This is a genomic window from Exiguobacterium sp. ZOR0005 (genome assembly GCF_000798975.1).
GTDB classification, from domain to species: domain Bacteria; phylum Bacillota; class Bacilli; order Exiguobacteriales; family Exiguobacteriaceae; genus Exiguobacterium; species Exiguobacterium aurantiacum.
In genome coordinates this window covers 13937-35212 of sequence record NZ_JTLB01000019.1, presented here as the reverse complement: position 1 = coordinate 35212, position 21276 = coordinate 13937, and the positions used below count along the sequence as shown (strand labels likewise).

Sequence of the window (21276 nt, the reverse complement as noted above, 5' to 3'; positions counted from 1 at the left end):
CATGTTAAGTGAAATCCCTTTACAACTACCAATAGTACAGCCGTCCTAACCTCTTGTCAAGTTTTTTTCTTAACAGTGAAAGTTAGGCGAGGTCATCGTTTCGTTGTTCTTTTTCTTCAAATACGTCGCCGAACAGTCCGAGCACGAACTGTTCCGGGTCGAACGGTTGTAAATCATCAATCTTCTCGCCGAGACCGACGTATTTGACCGGGATATCGAGCTCGTTTCGGATCGCGAGCACGATGCCGCCTTTGGCCGTCCCGTCGAGTTTCGTCAAGACGATTCCGCTCACGTTCGTCGCTTCTTGGAACGCTTTCGCTTGCATCATCGCGTTCTGCCCCGTCGTCGCGTCAAGTGCAAGGAGCACCTCGTGCGGTCCGTTCGGGACTTCCCGTTCGATGACACGCTTCACTTTCTCAAGTTCTTTCATCAAGTTGACCTTGTTTTGAAGACGGCCCGCCGTGTCACAGATGAGGACGTCGACCCCGCGCGACTTCGCCGCCTGGACGGCATCGAAGACGACAGCGGCCGGATCAGACCCTTCCGCCTGCCGGATGACCGGGACGCCGGCCCGTTCGCCCCATACTTGGAGTTGGTCGATCGCCCCGGCCCGGAACGTGTCGCCTGCCGCGAGCATGACCGAACGCCCTTCAGATTTTAATTGATGGGCGAGCTTCCCGATCGTCGTCGTTTTCCCGACCCCGTTCACGCCGACGAACAAGATGACGGTCAACCCGTCTTGCATGTTCAACTCCCGTTCCGACTCGTCTTCTTGAAGTCTTTTTGCCACGACTTCGACGAGCGCGTCACGGACGCTCTCAGGGTCCCGTAAGTTGCGGCGCTTCACTTCCTCTTTTAAATCTTCGACGAGGTCCATCGTCGTCGTCACACCGACGTCCGCTTGGATGAGCAAGTCTTCGAGTTCGTCGAAGAAATCCTCATCGACTTCTCGGAAGCGGTAGACGAGATCGTTGACGGCGCTCGCGAACCCGTCGCGCGTCTTCGTCAATCCGTCCGTAAATTTTTGGGACACTTCTTGTGTCGAAGTCGTCAATTTATCTTTTAATTTTTTAAAAAAACTCAAGTCAATTCCTCCATCTCTTGTTCCGTCTCGACGACGCGCTTCGCTTCGGCCAACTCGACCGAAAGCACCTCGGAGACCCCGTTTTGTTGCATCGTCACACCGTACAGCATGTCAGCCGCCTCCATCGTCCCTTTGCGGTGGGTGATGATGACGAACTGGGTGTCGATCGACAGCGTCCGCACATACTCGCCGAAGCGATGGACGTTCGCCTCGTCGAGTGCCGCCTCGACTTCATCGAGGACACAAAACGGTACCGGGCGCGTCTTCAAGATGGCAAATAGTAAGGCGATCGCCGTCAGTGCCCGCTCCCCGCCTGACAACAGGCTGAGCGTCTGCAATTTCTTCCCTGGCGGTTTCGCTACGATATCGATTCCCGTATTGAGGAGATCGCCATCGTCAGTCAATTTCAAATCGGCCTCACCGCCACCGAACAGCTCTTTGAACGTCTGTTTGAAGTGGTTCCGGACCGACGTGTACGTCTCATTGAACAGGCGCGTCACTTCGCGGTCCATCTCCGAGATGATCTCGTACAAGTCTTCTTTGGCGCTCACGAGGTCATCACGTTGCTCCGATAAGAACGTGAAACGTTCGTTGACGATGTCGAACTCTTCAATCGCGTTCACGTTCACCGGCCCGATCTCCTCGATTTGACGGACGAGCAGCTTGAACTCCTCGCGCGCTTCGTCGAGCGGCAAATCGAGCGCCGGAAGGAGCTCAAAGACGAGTCCCCGTTCCTCGAGCGCGTCGAGCTTCCACTGCCGTTTCAACTCGAGCTCATTCAGCATCGTCTCGGCTTTCCGTACTTCCGCGTCGAGGCGACGCAATAGGTCTGATGCCTGTTGCTCCCGTTGACGAAGGATGCGATGCGACTCTTCTTGCGCCTTCAGTCCGACCGTCTCCGTGTCGAGCTGTCGTTTGAGCGTCTCCATTTGCATCGCGGCCGCCTCATGGCTGACACGCAATTCGGCCGATGAGATGACTTTCCCGCTCGCGAGACGGCCGAGCTCGGCCTCGATCTGCCCGAGCCGGGTGACGAGTTTCAGACGTTCATCCTCTAGCCGCTCGGCTTCGGCCTCGACCCGTTCCACTTCGAGCGTGTGCCGCTGTCGGTCGAGCTCGTTTTGACGCAGCGTCTCACGCAGTTCATCGGTCGTTTCGGCACCTCTTGCCTGTTCGACACGAAGCGATTCGAGTTCTTTCCGGAGCGCCGTCTCTTTCGTCGAGGTCGTCGCGATTTCTTCGGCGAGACGAGCGAGTTCTGCTGTCGACGACTCAATCGTCTTCGTATAACGATTCATCTCGTGGTCAAACAGTTCTAGCTGTGCCTTTGCGTCTTGACTGACGCGTTCAAGTTCACGATACGCCGCCTCACGTTCTCGAAGAGCGGTCTCGTTGTTTCGTTTCTCCGCCCGCAACGTCTGCAGTTCCGTCTCGAGGCGTCCGAGTTCCTCCGTATACTCGGTCACGCGCAACTGTTGCTCGTGAAGCATGGCGAGCCCTTGCGTGAGACCTTGTTTCAAATCATCGAGTTCACGTGACTGGGTGAACAAGGCGACCCCTTGTTTCCGGCTCCCACCGGTCATCGAACCGCCGACGTTGACGATGTCACCGTCTAACGTGACGATCCGGTAACGATATCCGGTCGTCTGGGCGATCCGGTTCGCGACTTCAAGCGTCTTGGCGACGATGACCGCCCCGAGAAGCGATCGTTTCAACTTTTCATACGTCGCTTCCGTCGAGACGAGGTCGGATGCGACCCCGATGAACCCGTCCATCGCTTCAAGCCGATGGACGACTTCAGACGGGACGAAACGCTCCTTGACGGTCGTCATCGGAACGAACGTCGCCCGGCCGGCACTCGACCGCCGCAGCTTGTCGATCTCGCGGCGCCCGACCGACTCATCTGTGACGACGATATGTTGTTGCGTCTGACCGAGCGCCGTCTCGATGGCGGCCTCGTATGTCGGGAGCACCTGGATCAGTTCCGCCACGGCACCGAGCACACCGGGACCGCGGTCTTTCAAGACGAATTTGACCGCATGGAAGTATCCCTCATACGATTGTTTCATCCGTTCAAGCATGTCGATCCGGTCTTCGGTCTTTTGGCGGCGCCGGTCAAGGTCATGATACGACTGTTCCGCCCGCGTCAATTTGTCACGCAGCGTTGCCGCCTCGGCCGTCAACTCGTCTTCACGCTCGAGCAGTTGCTGCCACGTGGCACGTGACGCGTCGAGGCGTGCTCGTTCGCTGTCGAGCGCTTCCGTCTGCTCCGACCGGACGTCCAGACGATCTTTGTTTTCCCGCAACAACCGTTCCGTCGCTTCTTTTGCCTGTTCGATATCCCGCTCTTCGCGCTTCTGTTGATTCGTGAGCGTCGCACGCGTCGTCGCGAGCTCGAACGCCTCGCTCTGGAGCGCGTCGATTTCCGCGTCGAAATCACGCGATGCGGCCTCGAGCTTTTTGTCGAGTTCGCTTCGCGCCGACTCGACCGTTTCGAGCGCCGCACGTTTTGATGCCAAGTCAGTCCGTGCCGCCTGGAGCCGAGCATCTAACTGCTCCAGTTCGCCTGACGACTCTTCTTGTTGCCGTTCGAGACGTTCCTTCGTCTCGGCACCGTGTTCTTCACGAGCTTTCGCCAAATTGATCTCACCGACGAGCCGTTCGAGCTCGGTCGCTTGCGTCCGCTCTTGTTGATGGAGCGCCTCGAGCTCTTCCCGTTTGTTTACGAGCGCCGTCTCGAGCTCGGTCCGTTCGCCGACGATCGCCTCGAGCACGGTGTTTTGTCTCGCCTTTTCGCCCGTCGCCGTCTCGAGCCCGGTGCGGCTAGCGGCCAAGTTTTCACCGAGCTCGGCAATCTCGGCTCCGAGTATGCCCGTCTCGAGCTCATCGTGACGGGCTTTCGCGACTTGGTACTCTCGTGCGAGCGCAGCTTGCTCACGGAGCGGTTCGACCCGGTCGGCCAGCTCATACAAAATGTCGTCGACTCGGGATAAGTTCAATTCTGTATCTTGGAGCTTGCGTTCGGCTTGCTTTTTACGTTGCCGATACTTCAAGACGCCTGCCGCTTCTTCGATGACAGCACGGCGATCTTCCGGTTTCCCGGAGATGACTTGTTCGACGCGGCCTTGTCCGATAATCGCGAACGCGTCGCGGGACAGACCCGTATCCATGAACAAATCGATGACATCTTTTAACCGGCATGGTTTTTTGTTCATGAAATAGTCGCTATCGCCGCTGCGTGACACGCGTCGGGTCACGCTCACTTCTTCATACGGCAGCCGTAAATGCGCATCCGTGTTATCGAGGACGAGCGTCACTTCGGCTACGTTCCGATGGTTCTCGCCTTCACTGCCGGCAAAGATGACATCTTCCATTTTGGCGCCTCGGAGCGATTTGGCCGACTGCTCACCGAGCACCCAGCGCACCGCATCCGATATATTTGATTTTCCGCTACCGTTCGGCCCAACCACGGCGGTGACACCGGGACGGAAATCTAGTTCTATCCGCTTGGCAAACGATTTAAAGCCAGCGAGTTCGATTCGTTTTAAGTGCATCGTGACCATCCTATCCTCAGTAAGCATTCATTCGTTTATTTTACCACAGTTGACAGTTCGTCAAAATGCTAGAATCATGCTATTCTTAAAAGAACTGTAGAAAGGGGTACGACACATGACGAACGAACAAATGATCGAGGAAATTCTCGACAAAATGAACATCATCAATCGCGGCGCCATCAAAGCCGAAGAATATAACCGCGCCGACGCCACCGCCGTGAAAGAGATTTATGACTACGTGATGAACCGATCATCATTGTCGATTTCTGAAGTCGACGGCATCGTCGAAGAACTCGGACAATTGACGTAACGAAAAAGAGTGGACCAACTTCGGTCCACTCTTTTTTATAGGTCGGCGTAGCGACGGTTGAACTCGATCAACGCCTCTTTCGCCGCGATTTGCTCGGCTTCTTTCTTCGAACGTCCGATCCCTTCCCCGACGATATCGTCCGACAGACGGGCGTGAGCGACGAACTCCCGGCTATGGGCCGGACCTCGCTCTTCGATGATCGTGTACGCCACCGGGCCAAGCCCTTCTCGTTGCACGCTCTCTTGGAGCTGACTCTTATAGTCTGTCTGCTCTTCAAACACACCGGCCAAGACTTTCGGAAAAACCGCTTCGGCGAGGAACTGTTCAACTGGTTCGATCCCTTGGTCGAGATAGAGCGCCCCGATGTACGATTCAAACACATCAGCGAGCAAGGCCGGGCGCTTGCGTCCCCCGGTCAACTCTTCTCCTTTTCCAAGCAAGATGAACTCAGAGAAAGCGTAAGCTTCTGCAAAGTTCACGAGCGAAGGCTCACAAACGATGGCCGCCCGTAACTTCGTTAATTCCCCCTCGGAGCGCTCCGGATACGTCTCATACAAGAAGCGGGACACTGTCAACTCGAGCACCGCATCTCCTAGAAACTCTAACCGCTCGTTGTCTTTTTTCAGACCGCGTTGTTCATTGACGTAAGAAGAATGCGTGAACGCCTGCATCAACAGTTCTTTGTTCGTAAACTGTACAGCGAGCCGTTCTTCGAGTCCCGTGAACTGTTCGATGATTCGGGCCCGTTCCAATTCATTTCGTCGACGGCGTTGCGCCGACCCTTGACGGTCAAACCGTCGTTTATCCTTTGTCATAGTTCCCTCCAAATAGAAGCATGCCCACCGCTCAAAACGAGCGGTGGGAAGCTGGATTACAATTTAGTTTCGATGTATGCGACAACGTCGCCAACTGTCGCGAGTTTCTCTGCATCTTCGTCTTCGATCGTGATGTCGAACTTGTCTTCGAGGTCCATGACCATTTCCATCACTTCGAGCGAGTCAGCGCCGAGGTCGTCTTTGAATGATTTGTCGGCTGTGATTTCAGATACGTCTTTCCCGAGCTTTTCTGCCACTGCTGCTTGTACGTCTACTAAAATTTGTTCTTTTGTCATGATTAAATCCCTCCAGATTAAAGTATATAAAATGTGTTGTGATTGGTAAAGTTCTGTTTTACGCCATCGTCATGCCGCCGTCGACGGCGATCGTCTGCCCGGTGACATACGCGGCTTGATCGGAAGCAAGGAATGAGACGAGGTTGGCCACGTCTTCGACTTGTCCGAAACGGTTGAACGGAATTTGTCCGAGCGTCGCTTCCCGCTGTGCTTCCGTGAGCGCATCGGTCATATCGGTCTGGATGAAGCCCGGACAAACCGCGTTCACGGTGACGTGACGGCCCGCGAGCTCGCGCGCCACCGATTTCGTCAAGCCGATGAGGCCTGCTTTCGCCGCCGCATAGTTCGCTTGGCCCGCGTTCCCCGTGATCCCGACGACCGAGGCGATGTTGATGATGCGTCCTGACGTCGACTTGAGGAGCGGTCGCGTCACGGCCTGTGACGTCAAGAACGCACCTTTCAAGTTCGTCGATAAGACGGCATCAAAATCATTCTCTTTCATCCGCATGAGCAGGCCGTCACGTGTGATGCCGGCGTTGTTCACGAGACAATCGACGCGACCGAACGCGTCGAGCGCCGCCTTGACGAGTGTCTTCACGTCTTCGGCGTTCGAGACGTCGGCTTGGACGGCAATAGCTTCTCCGCCCGCTTCTTCGATCGCGGTGACGACCGCGTTCGCTTTCTCAACACTACCCGAGTAATTTACGACGACCCGAAAGCCGTCTTCCCCTAAACGCTTCGCGATGGCGGCCCCAATCCCGCGGGACGCGCCGGTCACGATTGCAACATGGTCATGCACGAACTTCTCCTCCTAACGATGCCACTTCTTCTAACGTCGTCGCTTGCTTGATCGTCACACTCTTGTCGATCCGCTTGATCAGACCCGAAAGCGGTGACGCCGGACCGAACTCGATGAACGTATCGACACCTGCGTCGATCGCTTTGCGGACGCAATCTTCGAAACGGACAGACGCATACAGCTGCTCGGTAAGGAGCGCTTTCAGCTTGTCCGGGTCCGTGTGCACGTCGGCATCGACGTTCGAGATGATCCCGACCGAGGCCGGTTTGAACGGTGACGAGGCAAGCACGTCTTTGAACCGCGTCGCAGCCGGCATCATGTACGAGCTATGGAACGCACCCGACACGTCGAGCGGTAACACACGCTTCGCGCCGGCTTGTTTCAATTCCGTCTCCGCCTGTTTGACGGCATCGACATGTCCCGAGATGACGAATTGGCCAGGACAGTTATAGTTGGCGATTTGTACAAGGTTACCGCTAGCACTGATTTTCTCTGTCACATGGAACGCTTCAGCGACATCGGTCATCCCGATGACCGCCGCCATCGTTCCATCTTTCACCTCTGACATGAGTTTACCGCGCTCACGGACGAGCACGCTCGCTTCTTCGAGGTCGATGACGCCCGCGATGACAAGTGCCGCATACTCCCCGACGCTATGCCCGATGACGACGTCCGGTGTCGCACCCGTCTCACCGTAAGCGAGCGCGAGCGACGCCGCATGCGCCACGATGGCAGGTTGCGCCACTTCCGTCTGTTGCAAGTCTTCTTTCGACCCGGCCGCCATCACGTCGAGTAAATCAAACCCGAGGCGACGACCGATCGTTTGTAGCGTTTCAGGATTGTTTAAGAACGTTTGGCCCATGCCGACGGCTTGTGACCCTTGTCCTGGAAATACCCATGCTGTCTTCCCCATGTACTCACCTTCTTTACGTTAGTCTGTCGTTTCTTTCGCTTGCTTGATTTTCGTGACGACGTCATGCTCGACCATGATTTTCGCTTGTTTGAGCGCGCTCATGATGGCAAGGGCGTCACTTGACCCGTGTGCTTTAATGACAGGGGCGTTAATGCCGAACAGGCCGGCCCCGCCATGTTCACGGTAATCTAATGTTTGTTTTAATTTCTGTAACTTTGGCTTTAAGACGAGAGCGGCAAGCTTCGAGACAAGGTCACTCGTGAACTGTTCTTTCAACATTTTCATGAGCATCGAGGATGAGCCCTCGACCCCTTTCAACAAGATGTTACCGGCGAACCCTTCGGTCACGATGACATCGACATCTCCTGACATCGCCTCACGGGCCTCGACGTTGCCGACGAAGTGGACCGGTGCCTGTTCAAGGAGGGGGAACGCTTCTTTTGTTAGCGCATTTCCTTTTCCTGCCTCGGTCCCGATGTTGAGAAGCGCCACACGCGGTCGTTTGACGCCGCGAACATGCTCCGCATAGAGTGAGCCCATGATCGCATAGTCGACCAAATGTTCAGCCTTCGCGTCAGGATTCGCCCCGACGTCTAAGACGACGACACCGCTACCCGTATATGTAGGGAACGTTGGCGAAAGTGCTGGCCGCTCGATTCCAGGAATCCGACCGATGACGAACAACGAGACCGCCATGAGCGCCCCGGTGTTCCCGGCCGACACGAGCGCGTCAGCCTTCCCGTCTTTGACGAGCTGGGCCGCCACGACGAGCGAGCTGTCCTTTTTACGGCGTACCGCCCGGACCGGCTCGTCTTCCCCGGTGATGATTTCACTCGCCGGGACGATCGTGATCCGCGGATCGGTCAGTCCGTAAGAGGCAAGTTTCACCGCGTCCCCGACTAAAAATAATTCCATCTGGTCGTTCGGGAAGCGGTCGACGAATTGCTTGACACCTTCCACGATCGCTTTCGGGGCATGATCCCCACCCATTGCATCGATTGCTAACTTCATGCTTGTTCCTCCTCACCGCGACGATAAATCGTAAAGTCTCCGCTAAAGACACACTCATCGCCGACATAACTATCCACTGTGACGTCTGTCCGTCCGTCCCGACGCAGTTTGATCACACGAGCCTTGGCAACGACTCGCTCACCGAGATGGACTTGGCGACTGAAGCGGATTTCCGCTTTAGTGGTCAACGCCAATTCATCATTGATGAGCGCCACCGCTAACGAGTTGGCCTGGGCGAACAATACGTGTCCACGGGCGATTTCGTTGCGGCTAAAGACGTGTTCTCTCTCAATGTCGAGAACCGAGATGGCCGATTCGTCGAGTTTCAAGTCAATCATATCACCGATGACCTCGCTCATCGCGAGCGACTTCACTTCATCAAGGTGCTCTGAAGCAACATGCTTGATCCGTTCTCTCACCTCTGGAATTTTGAGCTCCATCCGATCAAGTCGAATCGTTTGAATGCTGACGGCGAACTGTTTCGACAGCTCGTCATCTTTAATGAACGGGTTTTGTTCAATCGTTTCTTGCAGCAAACGTTGCCGCTCTTTCTTAGGTACCCGCATTCAGTTCCCTCCTAAACTCTATGCTAAAGAACTTAATACCTGGTACTAATAGTAGTATATATTCTTTAGATTTTATTTTCAACCGTTATTCTAACCTTTCCCCGACGAGCAAGTCGAGCCGCTTCAAATAGTGACGAAGCGGCGCGTATGCCTCGTCATGCCAAAACGTCTCACTGCCGAGCAACCGGACGGCGTCTTGCATCGCCACTTCCATCACTTTTAAATCGAGCACCGGGTCGGCGACACGGAAACTCGGCAGCCCGCTTTGGGCCGTACCGAAGAAATCACCGGCCCCGCGGAGCTCAAGGTCTTTCTCAGCCAAGACAAAGCCATCGTTCGTCTCCGTCATCGTCTTCAAGCGCAACTTACCGACGTCCGACTTCGGGTCCCCGACTAACAGGCAATAAGACTGATGCGCACCACGCCCGACCCGTCCTCTTAATTGGTGCAATTGGGCGAGCCCGAACCGCTCGGCGTCATGGATGATGATGAGCGAGGCGTTCGGCACGTTCACTCCGACCTCGACGACCGTCGTCGAGACGAGAATTTGTAGCGCGTTCTCTGAGAACGACTTCATGACCTCGTCTTTTTCGGCACTTGATAGCTTCCCGTGCATGAGACCGACCGCATACTGTCGGAAGCGTTCATTTAATAATTCATACAAAGCGGTCGCATTTTCCACCTCGAGCGTATCTGACTCCTCGATGAGCGGCGCGATGACGTACGCCTGGCGACCGAGCGCAAGTTCGCGCTCGACCATCGCGTGGACACGGTCGATTTGGTCAGGCTTCGCCCAGTACGTCTCGATCGGCTTGCGTCCGGCCGGCATCTCATCGATCGTCGACACATCCATTTCCCCGAACGCGCTAATGGCGAGCGTGCGGGGGATCGGTGTCGCCGTCATATAAAGGACGTCGGCGAGGTCCGCCTTGTCACGAAGCATCTTCCGTTGTTCGACCCCGAACCGGTGCTGTTCATCGGTGATGGCCAAGTGCAGGCTTGAAAATTCGACCGGTCCTTGGATCAGGGCGTGTGTACCGACGATGATGTCGACGTCCCCCGCTTTGATGGCCGCGAGCAATTCAGTCCGCGCTTTTCCTTTCACCGAGCTCGTCAGCAACGCGACGCGCATGCCGTACGGCTCGAACAACGCTTGGAGCGAGGTGACATGCTGTTCGGCCAAAATTTCCGTCGGGACCATGAGTGCCCCTTGGTAGCCGGCGCGTACTGTCGCATACAAGGCGATCGCGGCAACGACGGTCTTCCCGCTCCCGACATCCCCTTGCAACAATCGGTTCATTCGTTCGGGCTTCTCTAAATCGTCGACAATCTCGCGAATGACTCTCATTTGGGCCCCGGTGAGCGGAAAAGCGAGCCGTTTGACGAACTCGTTCAGTTGCTGTTTGTCGAGGCTGAGTGCCCGCCCTTTCCCCGAGCGCTCCATTTTGCGAAACGCCTGCAACTTCAGTTGATAAAGCAGACACTCCTCGTACACGTAGCTGCGGCGGGCTTGTTTATAAGCGTCGACCGATTCTGGGAAATGCATTCCTTTCAGCATCGACGCTCGGTCTTGCAACCGATAACGTTCGCGGATCGATTCCGGTAACCGGTCATCAAACGTCGGCGTCTGGTCGAACGCGAGCTTGACGATGCGGCTGAAGTTTTTTTGGGTCAGACCGGACCGCAATGAATAAATCGGCTGCAACCCGTCCGATAGCTCTCCGAACTCAAGGTCGGTCGCGCTGATGGTCATCCGGTTCATATCCCATTTGCCTTTGACCGTCACGGTCGAGCCGAGGGTGAGCTTGTCTTTGTAAAACGCCCGATTGAACATCGTCACGTGGACGACGTAGCGCTCTTCGAGCAACAGTCGGAACTGCAGGCGATTTTTCCCTTTGCTGTAATAGCGGACGAGCGGCTCGGCTTGAACGGTCCCGCTCCATTTGACGAGGTCGCCATGGACGGCCGTCGTCACTGTCCCACTATTATAATTCTCATAACGAAACGGGACGTGCTCTAGCACGTCCTCGATTCGTTCGAGACCCATCGCCTCTAATTTTTTGGCCATCTCCGGCCCGACCCCTTTGAGCGTCGTCAGCGACTCACTTTTCAACATTTTCTTTCGCTCCGAAGATGTTTTTCTCGAGACGACGTGCCGTCGGCGTGTTGGCGAGCCCCCCACGCGCCGTCTCTTTGAGCGCTGTCGGCATCATTTGGCCGATCTCATGCATCGCCGAGATGACCTCGTCGCAAGGAATGCGCGACGTGATGCCCGCGAGCGCCATGTCGGCCGCGACGACCGCGTTGGCGCCACCCATGGCGTTTCGTTTCACGCAAGGCACTTCCACGAGTCCCGCGACCGGGTCACAGACGAGCCCGAGCATGTTTTTCAACGCGATGGCGAAAGCCGTCGCCGACTGCTCCGGCGTCCCACCGGCTGCTTCGACGATCGCGGCCGCCGCCATCCCGGTCGCTGACCCGACTTCGGCTTGACAGCCTCCGGCCGCACCCGAAATCGAGGCGTTGTTCGCCACGACGAACCCGAACGCTCCCGAGGTGAACAAGTAACGGACCATCGCCTCGCGGTCCATCTCGAGACGATCTTTCACCGCGAAGAGCGTCCCTGGCACGACGCCAGCGCTCCCTGCCGTCGGCGTCGCACAAATCCGCCCCATCGCCGCATTCACTTCATTCGTCCCGATCGCTTTGGCGACCGCGTCTAAAATCAGATCGCCGGCGAGCGACTTCCCGGACCGAACGTAATCCTGCATGAGCACCGCATCGTTGCCGGTGAGTCCGGTGACAGATGTCACACCTTGCAGCGCCCGTTCGACCGCTTCTTCCATCACTTCTAAGTTCCGCTCCATCATCCCGAACACATCTTCACGTGTCGAGCGTCTGACGTGCACTTCTTGCTCGATCATAATTTCTGAGATCGGGACCCCTCGTTCCGTAGCCGACCGGACCAATTCTTCTACTGATTTAAACATAGTCGATTCTCCTTATTCTCCAAAGATGGCTACCCGCTCAATTTGAGGTAACCGCTCAATCTCCGCTAACACGTCTTTTGATAAATGTTCATCGATCTCGATCGCCATGAGCGCTTGTTTGCCTTTCTCGTGACGGCTCACTTCCATGTGGCCAATGTTCAACTCGTGCTTGGCGAGAATACCCGTCACGGCCGCGATCGCCCCGAAGCGATCATGATGCAAGACGACGAGTGCCGGACCGCCGCCAGACAACTTGAGCGGAAAACCGTTCAATTCGGTGATCTCAATCGTCCCGCCGCCGATGGAAATCCCGACGATTTCAAACGTCCCATCCGCGTCTTCTAAATGGACCCGCGCCGTGTTCGGATGGTCCGTGAGCGCATCGCTCGTCTCGAAGACGACGTCGATGCCTCGTTCTTTGGCGATGTCGAGCGCCTGCGGGATGCGCAGGTCGAACGTGTCAAACCCCATGATCCCGCCGACGATGGCGACATCGGTCCCGTGGCCACGGTACGTGTCCGCGAAACTGCCGTAAAACGTGATCCGAGCGAGACGCGGCTGACGTCCGAACAGTTTGCCGGCCATGAGACCGATGCGCGCCGCTCCAGCCGTATGCGAGCTCGACGGTCCGACCATGACCGGACCGATAATATCAAACACACTGCGATATTTCATCGCATTTCCCCCTTTCAAAAAAACCCTACCTTCATTATACAGAAGGTAGGGCCGAGATACAGCTTATTCCACACTAAAAATATAGGAGTAGAGCGGTTGTTTCCCGTCATGGACCTCGATTTCGATCTCGTCGTTCTTCGATTCGATGTAAGCTGAGAGCGCTTCGACGTCTTCCGCCGACGAACCTTCACCTGTCAAAATCGTGACGATCTCGTCATCGGCATCGATGAGCGCATCGACGAGCTTTTTCGCCGCTTCGAGGCTCGAGCCCGATGAGGCGACAATTTTCTTCTCGGCGATGGCCATATGGTCATCTTTTCGAATCTCGATGCCGTCGATGCTCGTATCACGGACAGCATACGTCACTTGTCCAGACTTGACCGCAGACGCTGCCGCTTTCATGACCGACTCGTTCGTGTCCACGTCGGCTTCCGGGTTGAAGGCGATCGCTGCCGCGAGACCTTGCGGTACCGTCTTCGTCGGGATGACCGAGACGCCGCATGGCGCCACGGACGCCGCTTGTTCAGCTGCCATGATGATGTTCGAGTTGTTCGGGAAGATGAAGACGTGATCGGCGTTGGCCGCTTCGACCGCTTTCACGATATCTTCCGTCGACGGGTTCATCGTCTGGCCGCCTTCGATGACGTGCGCCGCTCCGAGTGAACGGAACAATTCACTGACGCCTTCACCCATCGCGACCGTCACGATCGCATACGGTGCTTTCGGCTTCGGTGCCGTCGCCGTCGGGGCAGTTGGTTGAACGCCATGTTGATTCGCGCCGTGTTCTTCTTCGAGAATCGTCGAGTGTTGTTGACGCATATTCTCGATCTTGACCGCGACGAGTTCGCCGAATCGCTGTCCTTTCGTGATGACATCGCCCGGTGTTTCCACGTGCACGTGGACTTTGAGCAATTCTTCATCCGCGACGACGAGAAGCGAGTCCCCGAGTTCAGACAGTTCGTTGCGGAACACGTCTTCATCAAACGGAGTATCTTTCAACTTCTCGTCTTGGAACCGGACCATGATTTCTGTACAGTAGCCGAATTCGATGTCTTCGGTCGACATGAATCCTTGAGCGGAATGGGCGTGATGCTCAGCTTCGATGAGCGCATCCATGACCGGGGCGTGCGGCTTTTCGAGTTCTTTCCCTTCGAGTGTCGCGAGGAACCCTTCGTAAATCACGAGAAGGCCTTGACCACCAGAATCGACGACGCCGACTTCTTTTAAGACAGGCAACAAGTCTGGCGTCCGGTCGAGCGACGCTTTCGCCTCGGCGACGATCCGCTCCATGAATTCGTTGAAATCACTTGTCGATTCAGACGCTACGAGCGCCTCGTCCGCCGCTTCACGGGCGACAGTTAAAATCGTCCCCTCGACCGGCTTCATGACCGCTTTGTAAGCCGTATCGACACCGCGCTTGAGCGCTTCAGCAAAATCGACTGTCGTTAGTTCTGCCTTTCCTTCGATCGCCTTGCCGAAGCCGCGGAACAATTGGCTCAAAATGACGCCTGAATTCCCGCGGGCTCCCATGAGCAATCCACGCGCGAATTTCGCCGATATGTCAGCGGCGTTCGCCGTTTCGAGCGCAGCGACTTCTTTCGCCCCTGACGTCATCGTCAAGTTCATGTTCGTTCCTGTATCCCCGTCTGGGACCGGAAACACGTTGAGCGAATCAACGTAATCCGCATTTTGACTCAAGTTGGCTGCTCCGTTTGCGATCATGTTCGCGAGCACCAATCCATCTAAACGTTGTAAACCCACACCAAATCCTCCTCCGATTCCGTCAGTCATTCGTCAGCCGAACGCCTTGGACGAATATGTTTACTGACGAAACGTTTAATCCTAACGTTTCACCGAGCGTATACTTCACACGACTTTGCACATTGTATGCGACTTCTGACACTTTCGTCCCGTAGCTCACGATAATGTGCATGTCGATATGTACGTCTTCACCATCTTGACGTACGACGACACCGCGCGCATAGTTCTCACGCTTCAAAAGTTCTGCGATTCCATCTTTCAATTGAGCCTGTGACGCCATGCCGACGACGCCGAAACATTCCATCGCAGCACCGCCTGCTAGTGTTGCCACGACATCGTTCGTAATGTCAATATTGCCATATGTTGTCTTCATATCAATTGCCATATGGAGTAGCCTCCTTCATTCAGAATGATTCCTTCACTACATTCTACAATATCCACCTAGTTATTTAAAGGACCTGCTCCTAAACTCGGTCAATTGTGCTGTAACCCTCATTCATTATTAAAATCCTTACCAGTAATGTCAAGTTTTTTTCTTGTCATACTATTATTTTCTAGTTGCATCGGGAAAAAAGCCGTGCTAATATAAACGAGTGTCTATTAGGACGAACCCACATAAAAAAGGAGGGGAAACGCATGGCACGTAAATGCTACGTAACAGGTAAATCACCTAAGTCAGGTAACAACCGTTCGCACGCACTCAACAAGACAAAACGTACTTGGGGTGTAAACGTACAAAAAGTTCGTATTCTCGTTGACGGTAAACCGAAACGCGTTTGGGTTTCAGCTCGCGCTCTTAAATCTGGTCTCGTTGAACGCGTATAATCTTATACACGAACGAAACAAATCCCAGCGGCATGCGCCGATGGGATTTTTTTTGTGCTTATTTTTTTACATACATGACTAACACCGTACCGTCATGGACGATCAATTCCGCCGTTTCCGCATCCCATTCGTTCGAGATCGTCAACGCCTCGTGGCTGACGACATGGTGGCGGTCGAGCGGATATTTGACGCCACGGATTGTGACGTTCGCCCGCTTCCATGGAATAAGCGACAAATAATGGTCATCACGTCGCGCAAGCGCGTGTCGGCCCTCCCGTGCGAGAGAGACGACTTGGCCGTCGGCATAAAGACACATCTCCGGGTAAGCCTCGAGCAACCCGATATTCCCGAGCGTCATGTCGAGCCGACCGCCTAGTGCACCGTAAACGAGTATTTCCGTGGCGCCATGGCCCCGTGCCGCCTCGAGGGCGATCTCGAGGTCGGTCACATCTTTCTCTGACGGATACCGAACCGCCTCAGTCGGCACCGGACCCGTCAAAGAATCAAAGTCACCGACGATGAGATCAGCCTCGATCCCATGGGTGAGGAGCGTCTCGTAGCCTCCGTCGACGCCGATGACGTAATCGACGTCGCGCGGGAGGGACGGAACAGGTGACGGACTGGCCGCCACGACCAACACCCGCATCAGCGAACGTCCCGTGTCGCGAGCGTCGCGAAGCGCGGTGCCGTCGTGAACAAGAGGACGAGCACGATTGTCGCAATCAAGAACGACGGGAGCATGTACGTCATGTTATAGCCGAGCGAATAGGCGACGACCGGTCCTTCCGCGTACTGGGCGAAGAAGACGATCCCTGACAAGACGTGAGCCGCGTAACGGAGAAGCGATCCGAGCAAGGCACCGAGAATCAAGTAAAAGACGAGCGTCTTTTTAGTGCCGTCATGGGCAGCTCGTTTCACTTGCCCGGCGAACACACCGGCCATACCGACGAGGCCATAAGCAAACGTGTAGTCGACTAAGAACTGGACAGGCGTGAAAATGTAGGCGCCAAACAGCAGTTGGAGCGTCCCGACGAGAGCGCCGGTCGCGAGACCGCCTTTCAACCCGTGCCGGTACGCCATCACGAAGATCGGCAACATGACGAGTGTGATCGAGCCTCCTTGCGGCATCCGGTACGGCATGAGCAAGTCAAAGATCAACGCGAGCGCCGAAAAGAGCGAGATCTCGATCAATGCTTGCAACTTCAATTTTTGTTTCATTTCTAATTCCCCCTTCTTCAAATGAGAACGACAAAAAGCAGCATGACGTAAACGCCATGCTGCTTGGATTCGCAACGTGCATTTTCGCCACATCCCTACGTCCGTGTGAACGGAACAGGTTCAAAGGGTTAGCGTATGCCTCTCAGCCACAGAATGTGACACCCCTTGCGACAATATTTGTTGTTCTATGAACGATTATACACGAGATGCGTTGCGAATGCCATCAATCGCGTCTTTATAGCTCGGCTCGTTGTAAATCGCCGAACCGGCGACGAGGACGTCGGCCCCGGCGTCGATGCACAATTTCGCTGTCTTCGCGTTCACCCCGCCGTCGATCTCGATTTCGAAATCGAGCCCGCGGGCAGAACGCATTTCGTTTAGAGCGGCAATTTTCGGGACGACCGATTCGATGAACGCCTGACCCCCAAAGCCCGGGTTCACCGTCATGAGAAGCACCATATCGACGTCTTGTACGACGTGCTCGATCGAACTGATCGGAGTGTGCGGATTCAAGACGACCCCACATTTCGCCCCGGCCGCCTTGATTTGTTGCAGGACGCGATGCAAATGATTCGTCGCCTCGACGTGGACGGTGACGATGTCCGCTCCGGCCTTGATGAAGTCTTCGACGAACCGCTCCGGCTGGTCAATCATCAAGTGGACGTCTAAAATCATGTCTGTCTTTTGACGTAAACTCGCAAGAACAGGCAATCCGATCGAGATGTTCGGGACGAATTGACCGTCCATCACGTCAAAATGGATATAGTCCGCGCCCGCCTCCTGAACGGCTTTCACTTCCGCCTCCAAATTTGCAAAGTCCGCTGCCAAAATCGATGGTGCAATTTTAATCATGTTAGTACCTCCGTTGTCTATCGTTTAACTCTGCCATAAACGTAACATAATTCTCATAACGGGTGGAAGCGATTTCTCCAGTCTCGACCGCCGCCTTGACGGCGCAACCCGGCTCGTTCAAATGGGCACAACCCCGGAATTTACAATCATCATGGCGCTCGACGAACTCAGGGAAACACCAACGCATCTCTTCGACTTCAAGTTCTTGCGGGAACTCGAGACTTGAGAATCCTGGCGTATCGGCGACGAGTCCGCCCGCCAGTTGAATGAGCGTCACATGGCGGGTCGTATGCTTTCCGCGACCGAGCGATTTCGAGATTTTCCCGGTGGCAAGTTCAAGCTCTGGCGCAACGGCATTCAGGAGTGAACTTTTGCCGACCCCTGTCTGGCCGGCGAACACGCTCGTCTTATCTTGGAACAAGGCACGGATCGCTTCAATCCCCGCGCCGTCCTCGGTCGACGTCTCGATGACCTCGTAACCGATTGTGCGGTATAACGCAGCGGCCGCGGTAATGGCGGGACGCTCTTCTTCTTTGAGCAGGTCCATCTTCGTCAAGACGATGATCGGATGGACTTGCTTGGATTCGATCAAGACGAGGAACCGATCGAGCAAATGGAACGAAAATGCAGGTTCCTTCACTGAGAACAACAGAAACGCTTGGTCGATATTCGCGATCGGCGGACGGACGAGATGGTTCGACCGTTCATCGACGGCCAATATATAACCGGTGCCGTCCCCTTGGTCTTGTATGTCGACGTCGTCCCCGACGACAGGTGAGATGTTACGATTTCGAAAGTTTCCACGGGCACGGCAACGAATCTCTTGTTTCGCCTCGGTCATGACATCGTAAAACCCGCCCTGCAGGCGAATGATTGTTCCTTTCATCCTGTTTCCTCCTTAGAAAAAGAGGCGACGCGCACGCCACCTCTTTATTGTGAATCTTTAGCTTGTGCGTAGGTCACCGAATCGGTCCGGACGACTTCGCCGTCAACTTCGATCGTCGCTGTTCCGACTTCGCCTGGGGCGATGACGAGTGTGTACGAGTATGTCGTCGTCTCCGTTATTTTATCACGGAGCACCTCGATCTCACCACGTGCATCGACCGTACGAATGACGACCTCGACGGGTTCAGCCGTCTCCCCTTCTGCCGGCGGCTCGATCTCGACGCTCACTTCACGTTCGATCGACGCATCGGTCGGCTCGACCCCGAGTGAGACGATGACCGTCAGCTCGGTGCCCGGGTCAACGGCCGTACCGGCCGTCGGGAGTTGCCGAATGATTTGATTTGCCGGCACACTCGTCGAATATTCGTCTCGCTTGACGATCTTCAAGTTGTTCTGTTCCGCGTAAGTCGTCGCTTCCTCGAACGTATACCCGGCCAAGTTGGCGAGCTCAATCTTATTGCTACCCGTCGACACGACGAGCGTGACCGTCACTTCGGACGGAATGACTTCTTCGCCTGGCGCGAGCGACTGCGAGATGACGTCCCCGCTGTCGACCGTCTCAGACGCTTCTTTTTGGATGTCGATATCCGTGAAATCTAAATCTTTCAACGTCCGTTCCGCCGCTGATTGCGACAATCCTTCGACGTCCGGCATTTGAACCGTCTCTTTACCGGCCGAGACGACGAGCGTGACCGTCGTGCCTCGTTTCGGCTTACGCCCGGCTGGCGGGTTTTGAGAGATGACGTTCCCGGCCTCGATGTTATCACTCGCCCGTTCGATCACGTCGACGACAAAACCGGACGATTCAAGTTCCGTCGTCGCGTCACCGACTGTCATGCCGACAACGTCCGGCACGACAGCGCGCGACATTTCATCAGCGACGACGTAAGCGCCGATTCCCCCGCCGATGAGCAAGAGCGCGAGGAGCAACCACAACCACCACTTCCGCTTTTTCTGCTTCGGTGGTTCAGCTTTTGGTTCGACCGGTTTGACTGGTTGCTCGGCGACGACTTTCGGCTCGTCCGGGACGACCGGTGCCATGACGAGTGTTTGATCGAACGCATCTTGTTCGGCGTTCACCCGCTTCGGCTCATTCGCCCGTTCCGGGTCAAGCGACGTCAGACAATCTTTTTTGAACGCCGCGACCGACGCATGTCGTGCCGCCGGTGATTTCGCGAGCGCCTGCATGATGCAGTTCTCGAGCGCTTGTGGGATTTTTGGGTTCAAATCCATCGGTCGGATCGGGTCGTCTTGTAAATGTTGCAAGGCGACGGCGACCGGTGTCTCTCCGATGAACGGGACCCGCCCGGTGATGAGCTCGTATAGAACCGCCCCGAGCGAATAGATGTCTGATTTTTCATCAGCGAACTTCCCGCGCGCTTGCTCTGGCGAGAAGTAATGGACAGAACCGAGCACCGACATCGTATGGGTGAGCGTCGCGTTCGACATGGCGACGGCGATGCCAAAATCGGTCACTTTCACGTTCCCGTTCTGGTCAATCATCATATTTTGCGGTTTGATATCCCGATGGATGATCCGATTCGCGTGGGCGTGGTCAATCGCATCACAAATCTGTCCCATGATGCGTAACGCCTCTTCGACAGATATGTATTCTTCCTGCAAATATTGTTTTAACGTCATCCCATCGACATGTTCCATGACGATGTAATACAAATCTTCTTCTTCTCCGACGTCATAGATGGCGACGATATTCGGATGATTCAGGCTAGTTGCCGCATGGGCTTCTCGTTCGAACCGTCTGATGAACTGTTCGTTATGTGAGAATTCAGATCGTAACACTTTGATGGCGACGGTTCGGTTTAAAATCTCATCGTGAGCCCGATAGACATTTGCCATGCCGCCGCTGCCGATTTGCTGTTCGATCCGATAACGATCGTTGATTCGTTCTCCGCTTCGCATCGGATTCATCCTCTCTTTCTATCTGTAAACTGGACGATGGCGACAGTGATGTTGTCGCTCCCACCCAATCGATTCGCTTGATCGATCAATTGATCCGCTTTGACGTCAGCAGAAAGCGGACGTTCGAGCACGCGCAAAATGTCCTCGTCCGTCAAATGAGTCGTCAACCCGTCCGTACAGATCAAGATTGTGTCAAATTCAGGTTCGGCCAACACTTGCAAATCAGGTTCGACGTGTTCATTCGATCCGATGGCACGCGTGATGATATTTCGTTTCGGGTGAACGCGCATCTCTTCCTCGGTCAACTCACCGAGCTGTTTCAACACGTTGACGTAGGAATGGTCCTCGGTCAACTGTGACAACGCTCCGTTACGAAGCGCATAGACGCGACTGTCACCGACGTGGACGATGACGATCGTCTCGTCGTGCCAACAGACGCCTGCGATCGTCGTCCCCATCATGAGAAGGTTCGACTGTTTCGAAAACGCGAGCACTTGTTCATTCGCCAGTTCCACATTGTCGCGGAACCATTGTTCCATCTCCATCGGCGTGGCCGGAAGCGTCGGAAAAGCGCGACGAAACTGCTCGATGACGAGCTGACTCGCGACTTCTCCGGCTTCATGCCCGCCCATCCCGTCGGCGACGAGGGCGATGCCGGCATGCTCGTCCCCTAAAATCAAGACGGCATCCTCATTTTGCGCCCTCACCTGCCCACGATCGGTACGATAGGCTAATTCCATCT

The 21276-nt window shown here is 55.3% G+C and carries 21 protein-coding genes and 1 riboswitch; of the genes, 2 read left to right on the top strand and 19 right to left on the bottom strand.

All coding sequences use genetic code 11. The features are described from left to right. Positions 1 to 82 precede the first annotated feature (82 nt). Both ftsY and smc read right to left on the bottom strand, forming a co-directional pair. Positions 83 to 1084, bottom strand: coding sequence for a signal recognition particle-docking protein FtsY (gene ftsY / locus L971_RS08100; protein ID WP_047375336.1), 1002 nt, complete (start codon positions 1082 to 1084; stop codon positions 83 to 85). Next, positions 1081 to 4638: a chromosome segregation protein SMC gene (smc, locus tag L971_RS08095; protein ID WP_047375334.1), complete on the bottom strand. Its 3558-nt coding sequence runs from the start codon at positions 4636 to 4638 to the stop codon at positions 1081 to 1083. The genes ftsY and smc overlap by 4 nt, the downstream gene beginning before the upstream one ends. A gap of 115 nt (positions 4639 to 4753) precedes the next feature. On the opposite strand from smc, the gene L971_RS08090 reads away from it, so the two are divergent. Next, positions 4754 to 4948 carry a DUF1128 family protein gene (locus L971_RS08090; RefSeq protein ID WP_024370076.1) on the top strand — a complete coding sequence of 65 codons (195 nt, stop codon included), beginning with the start codon at positions 4754 to 4756 and terminating at the stop codon, positions 4946 to 4948. 35 nt (positions 4949 to 4983) lie between these two features. Here L971_RS08090 and rnc read toward each other — a convergent pair whose 3' ends face one another. The 11 genes from rnc to L971_RS08035 all read right to left on the bottom strand — a co-directional run bounded on the left by rnc (position 4984) and on the right by L971_RS08035 (position 15159). Continuing rightward, positions 4984 to 5763: a ribonuclease III gene (gene rnc, locus L971_RS08085; RefSeq protein ID WP_024370075.1), complete on the bottom strand. Its 780-nt coding sequence runs from the start codon at positions 5761 to 5763 to the stop codon at positions 4984 to 4986. Between the two features lie 56 nt (positions 5764 to 5819). After that, the gene (gene acpP / locus L971_RS08080; protein WP_024370074.1) at positions 5820 to 6059 is read right to left on the bottom strand and encodes an acyl carrier protein; all 240 of its coding nucleotides are present in this window, start codon (positions 6057 to 6059) and stop codon (positions 5820 to 5822) included. Positions 6060 to 6117: 58 nt separating this feature from the next. Then, positions 6118 to 6858, bottom strand: coding sequence for a 3-oxoacyl-[acyl-carrier-protein] reductase (gene fabG / locus L971_RS08075; RefSeq protein ID WP_047375332.1), 741 nt, complete (start codon positions 6856 to 6858; stop codon positions 6118 to 6120). After that, positions 6851 to 7771, bottom strand: a complete 921-nt coding sequence (gene fabD, locus L971_RS08070; protein ID WP_024370072.1) for an ACP S-malonyltransferase — start codon at positions 7769 to 7771, stop codon at positions 6851 to 6853. Before fabD ends, fabG begins: the two co-directional genes overlap by 8 nt. An 18-nt stretch (positions 7772 to 7789) precedes the next feature. Further along, positions 7790 to 8782: a phosphate acyltransferase PlsX gene (plsX, locus tag L971_RS08065; RefSeq protein WP_024370071.1), complete on the bottom strand. Its 993-nt coding sequence runs from the start codon at positions 8780 to 8782 to the stop codon at positions 7790 to 7792. Further along, complete coding sequence (fapR, locus tag L971_RS08060; RefSeq protein ID WP_024370070.1) at positions 8779 to 9348, bottom strand: transcription factor FapR; 570 nt, start codon at positions 9346 to 9348, stop codon at positions 8779 to 8781. Before fapR ends, plsX begins: the two co-directional genes overlap by 4 nt. Before the next feature lie 85 nt (positions 9349 to 9433). Continuing rightward, the gene (recG, locus tag L971_RS08055; protein ID WP_024370069.1) at positions 9434 to 11464 is read right to left on the bottom strand and encodes an ATP-dependent DNA helicase RecG; all 2031 of its coding nucleotides are present in this window, start codon (positions 11462 to 11464) and stop codon (positions 9434 to 9436) included. Beyond that, complete coding sequence (gene sdaAA, locus L971_RS08050) at positions 11451 to 12338, bottom strand: L-serine ammonia-lyase, iron-sulfur-dependent, subunit alpha (protein WP_024370068.1); 888 nt, start codon at positions 12336 to 12338, stop codon at positions 11451 to 11453. Before sdaAA ends, recG begins: the two co-directional genes overlap by 14 nt. A 12-nt stretch (positions 12339 to 12350) precedes the next feature. After that, a complete protein-coding gene (gene sdaAB, locus L971_RS08045) occupies positions 12351 to 13013 on the bottom strand; it encodes an L-serine ammonia-lyase, iron-sulfur-dependent subunit beta (protein WP_024370067.1) in 663 nt (220 codons plus the stop codon). Positions 13014 to 13076: 63 nt separating this feature from the next. Next, positions 13077 to 14774: a DAK2 domain-containing protein gene (locus L971_RS08040; protein ID WP_024370066.1), complete on the bottom strand. Its 1698-nt coding sequence runs from the start codon at positions 14772 to 14774 to the stop codon at positions 13077 to 13079. Positions 14775 to 14796: 22 nt separating this feature from the next. Further along, entirely contained in the window at positions 14797 to 15159 is a 363-nt protein-coding gene (locus L971_RS08035; protein ID WP_024370065.1) for an Asp23/Gls24 family envelope stress response protein, read from the bottom strand. Between the two features lie 251 nt (positions 15160 to 15410). Here L971_RS08035 and rpmB point away from each other — a divergent pair, with 251 nt between their 5' ends. Then, positions 15411 to 15599, top strand: a complete 189-nt coding sequence (rpmB, locus tag L971_RS14955; protein WP_015881349.1) for a 50S ribosomal protein L28 — start codon at positions 15411 to 15413, stop codon at positions 15597 to 15599. Positions 15600 to 15657: 58 nt separating this feature from the next. Here the strand turns inward: rpmB and L971_RS08030 are convergent, their stop codons facing one another. From L971_RS08030 to L971_RS08005, 6 genes are all read right to left on the bottom strand, one after another. Then, a complete protein-coding gene (locus L971_RS08030) occupies positions 15658 to 16245 on the bottom strand; it encodes a thiamine diphosphokinase (protein WP_024370064.1) in 588 nt (195 codons plus the stop codon). Continuing rightward, complete coding sequence (thiT, locus tag L971_RS08025) at positions 16245 to 16817, bottom strand: energy-coupled thiamine transporter ThiT (protein ID WP_029335419.1); 573 nt, start codon at positions 16815 to 16817, stop codon at positions 16245 to 16247. Before thiT ends, L971_RS08030 begins: the two co-directional genes overlap by 1 nt. Positions 16818 to 16892: 75 nt before the next feature. Then, positions 16893 to 16993: riboswitch (TPP riboswitch) on the bottom strand. Between the two features lie 19 nt (positions 16994 to 17012). Beyond that, positions 17013 to 17669: a ribulose-phosphate 3-epimerase gene (rpe, locus tag L971_RS08020; RefSeq protein ID WP_024370062.1), complete on the bottom strand. Its 657-nt coding sequence runs from the start codon at positions 17667 to 17669 to the stop codon at positions 17013 to 17015. 1 nt (position 17670) lies between these two features. After that, positions 17671 to 18555, bottom strand: a complete 885-nt coding sequence (gene rsgA / locus L971_RS08015; RefSeq protein WP_047375329.1) for a ribosome small subunit-dependent GTPase A — start codon at positions 18553 to 18555, stop codon at positions 17671 to 17673. Between the two features lie 44 nt (positions 18556 to 18599). Beyond that, complete coding sequence (gene pknB / locus L971_RS08010) at positions 18600 to 20534, bottom strand: Stk1 family PASTA domain-containing Ser/Thr kinase (protein WP_047375326.1); 1935 nt, start codon at positions 20532 to 20534, stop codon at positions 18600 to 18602. Between the two features lie 5 nt (positions 20535 to 20539). Beyond that, a complete protein-coding gene (locus L971_RS08005) occupies positions 20540 to 21274 on the bottom strand; it encodes a Stp1/IreP family PP2C-type Ser/Thr phosphatase (protein ID WP_024370059.1) in 735 nt (244 codons plus the stop codon). Between the last annotated feature and the right edge of the window lie 2 nt (positions 21275 to 21276).

Bases quoted from the DNA above. Each gene is read 5' to 3' on its own strand.
- smc (WP_047375334.1), bottom strand. From the start codon at position 4,638: ATGCACTTAAAACGAATCGAACTCGCTGGCTTTAAATCGTTTGCCAAG.
- L971_RS08090 (WP_024370076.1), top strand. From the start codon at position 4,754: ATGACGAACGAACAAATGATCGAGGAAATTCTCGACAAAATGAACATC.
- rnc (WP_024370075.1), bottom strand. From the start codon at position 5,763: ATGACAAAGGATAAACGACGGTTTGACCGTCAAGGGTCGGCGCAACGC.
- acpP (WP_024370074.1), bottom strand. From the start codon at position 6,059: ATGACAAAAGAACAAATTTTAGTAGACGTACAAGCAGCAGTGGCAGAA.
- fabD (WP_024370072.1), bottom strand. From the start codon at position 7,771: ATGGGGAAGACAGCATGGGTATTTCCAGGACAAGGGTCACAAGCCGTC.
- plsX (WP_024370071.1), bottom strand. From the start codon at position 8,782: ATGAAGTTAGCAATCGATGCAATGGGTGGGGATCATGCCCCGAAAGCG.
- fapR (WP_024370070.1), bottom strand. From the start codon at position 9,348: ATGCGGGTACCTAAGAAAGAGCGGCAACGTTTGCTGCAAGAAACGATT.
- recG (WP_024370069.1), bottom strand. From the start codon at position 11,464: ATGTTGAAAAGTGAGTCGCTGACGACGCTCAAAGGGGTCGGGCCGGAG.
- sdaAA (WP_024370068.1), bottom strand. From the start codon at position 12,338: ATGTTTAAATCAGTAGAAGAATTGGTCCGGTCGGCTACGGAACGAGGG.
- sdaAB (WP_024370067.1), bottom strand. From the start codon at position 13,013: ATGAAATATCGCAGTGTGTTTGATATTATCGGTCCGGTCATGGTCGGA.
- L971_RS08035 (WP_024370065.1), bottom strand. From the start codon at position 15,159: ATGGCAATTGATATGAAGACAACATATGGCAATATTGACATTACGAAC.
- rpmB (WP_015881349.1), top strand. From the start codon at position 15,411: ATGGCACGTAAATGCTACGTAACAGGTAAATCACCTAAGTCAGGTAAC.
- L971_RS08030 (WP_024370064.1), bottom strand. From the start codon at position 16,245: ATGCGGGTGTTGGTCGTGGCGGCCAGTCCGTCACCTGTTCCGTCCCTC.
- thiT (WP_029335419.1), bottom strand. From the start codon at position 16,817: ATGAAACAAAAATTGAAGTTGCAAGCATTGATCGAGATCTCGCTCTTT.
- rpe (WP_024370062.1), bottom strand. From the start codon at position 17,669: ATGATTAAAATTGCACCATCGATTTTGGCAGCGGACTTTGCAAATTTG.
- rsgA (WP_047375329.1), bottom strand. From the start codon at position 18,555: ATGAAAGGAACAATCATTCGCCTGCAGGGCGGGTTTTACGATGTCATG.
- pknB (WP_047375326.1), bottom strand. From the start codon at position 20,534: ATGCGAAGCGGAGAACGAATCAACGATCGTTATCGGATCGAACAGCAA.
- L971_RS08005 (WP_024370059.1), bottom strand. From the start codon at position 21,274: ATGGAATTAGCCTATCGTACCGATCGTGGGCAGGTGAGGGCGCAAAAT.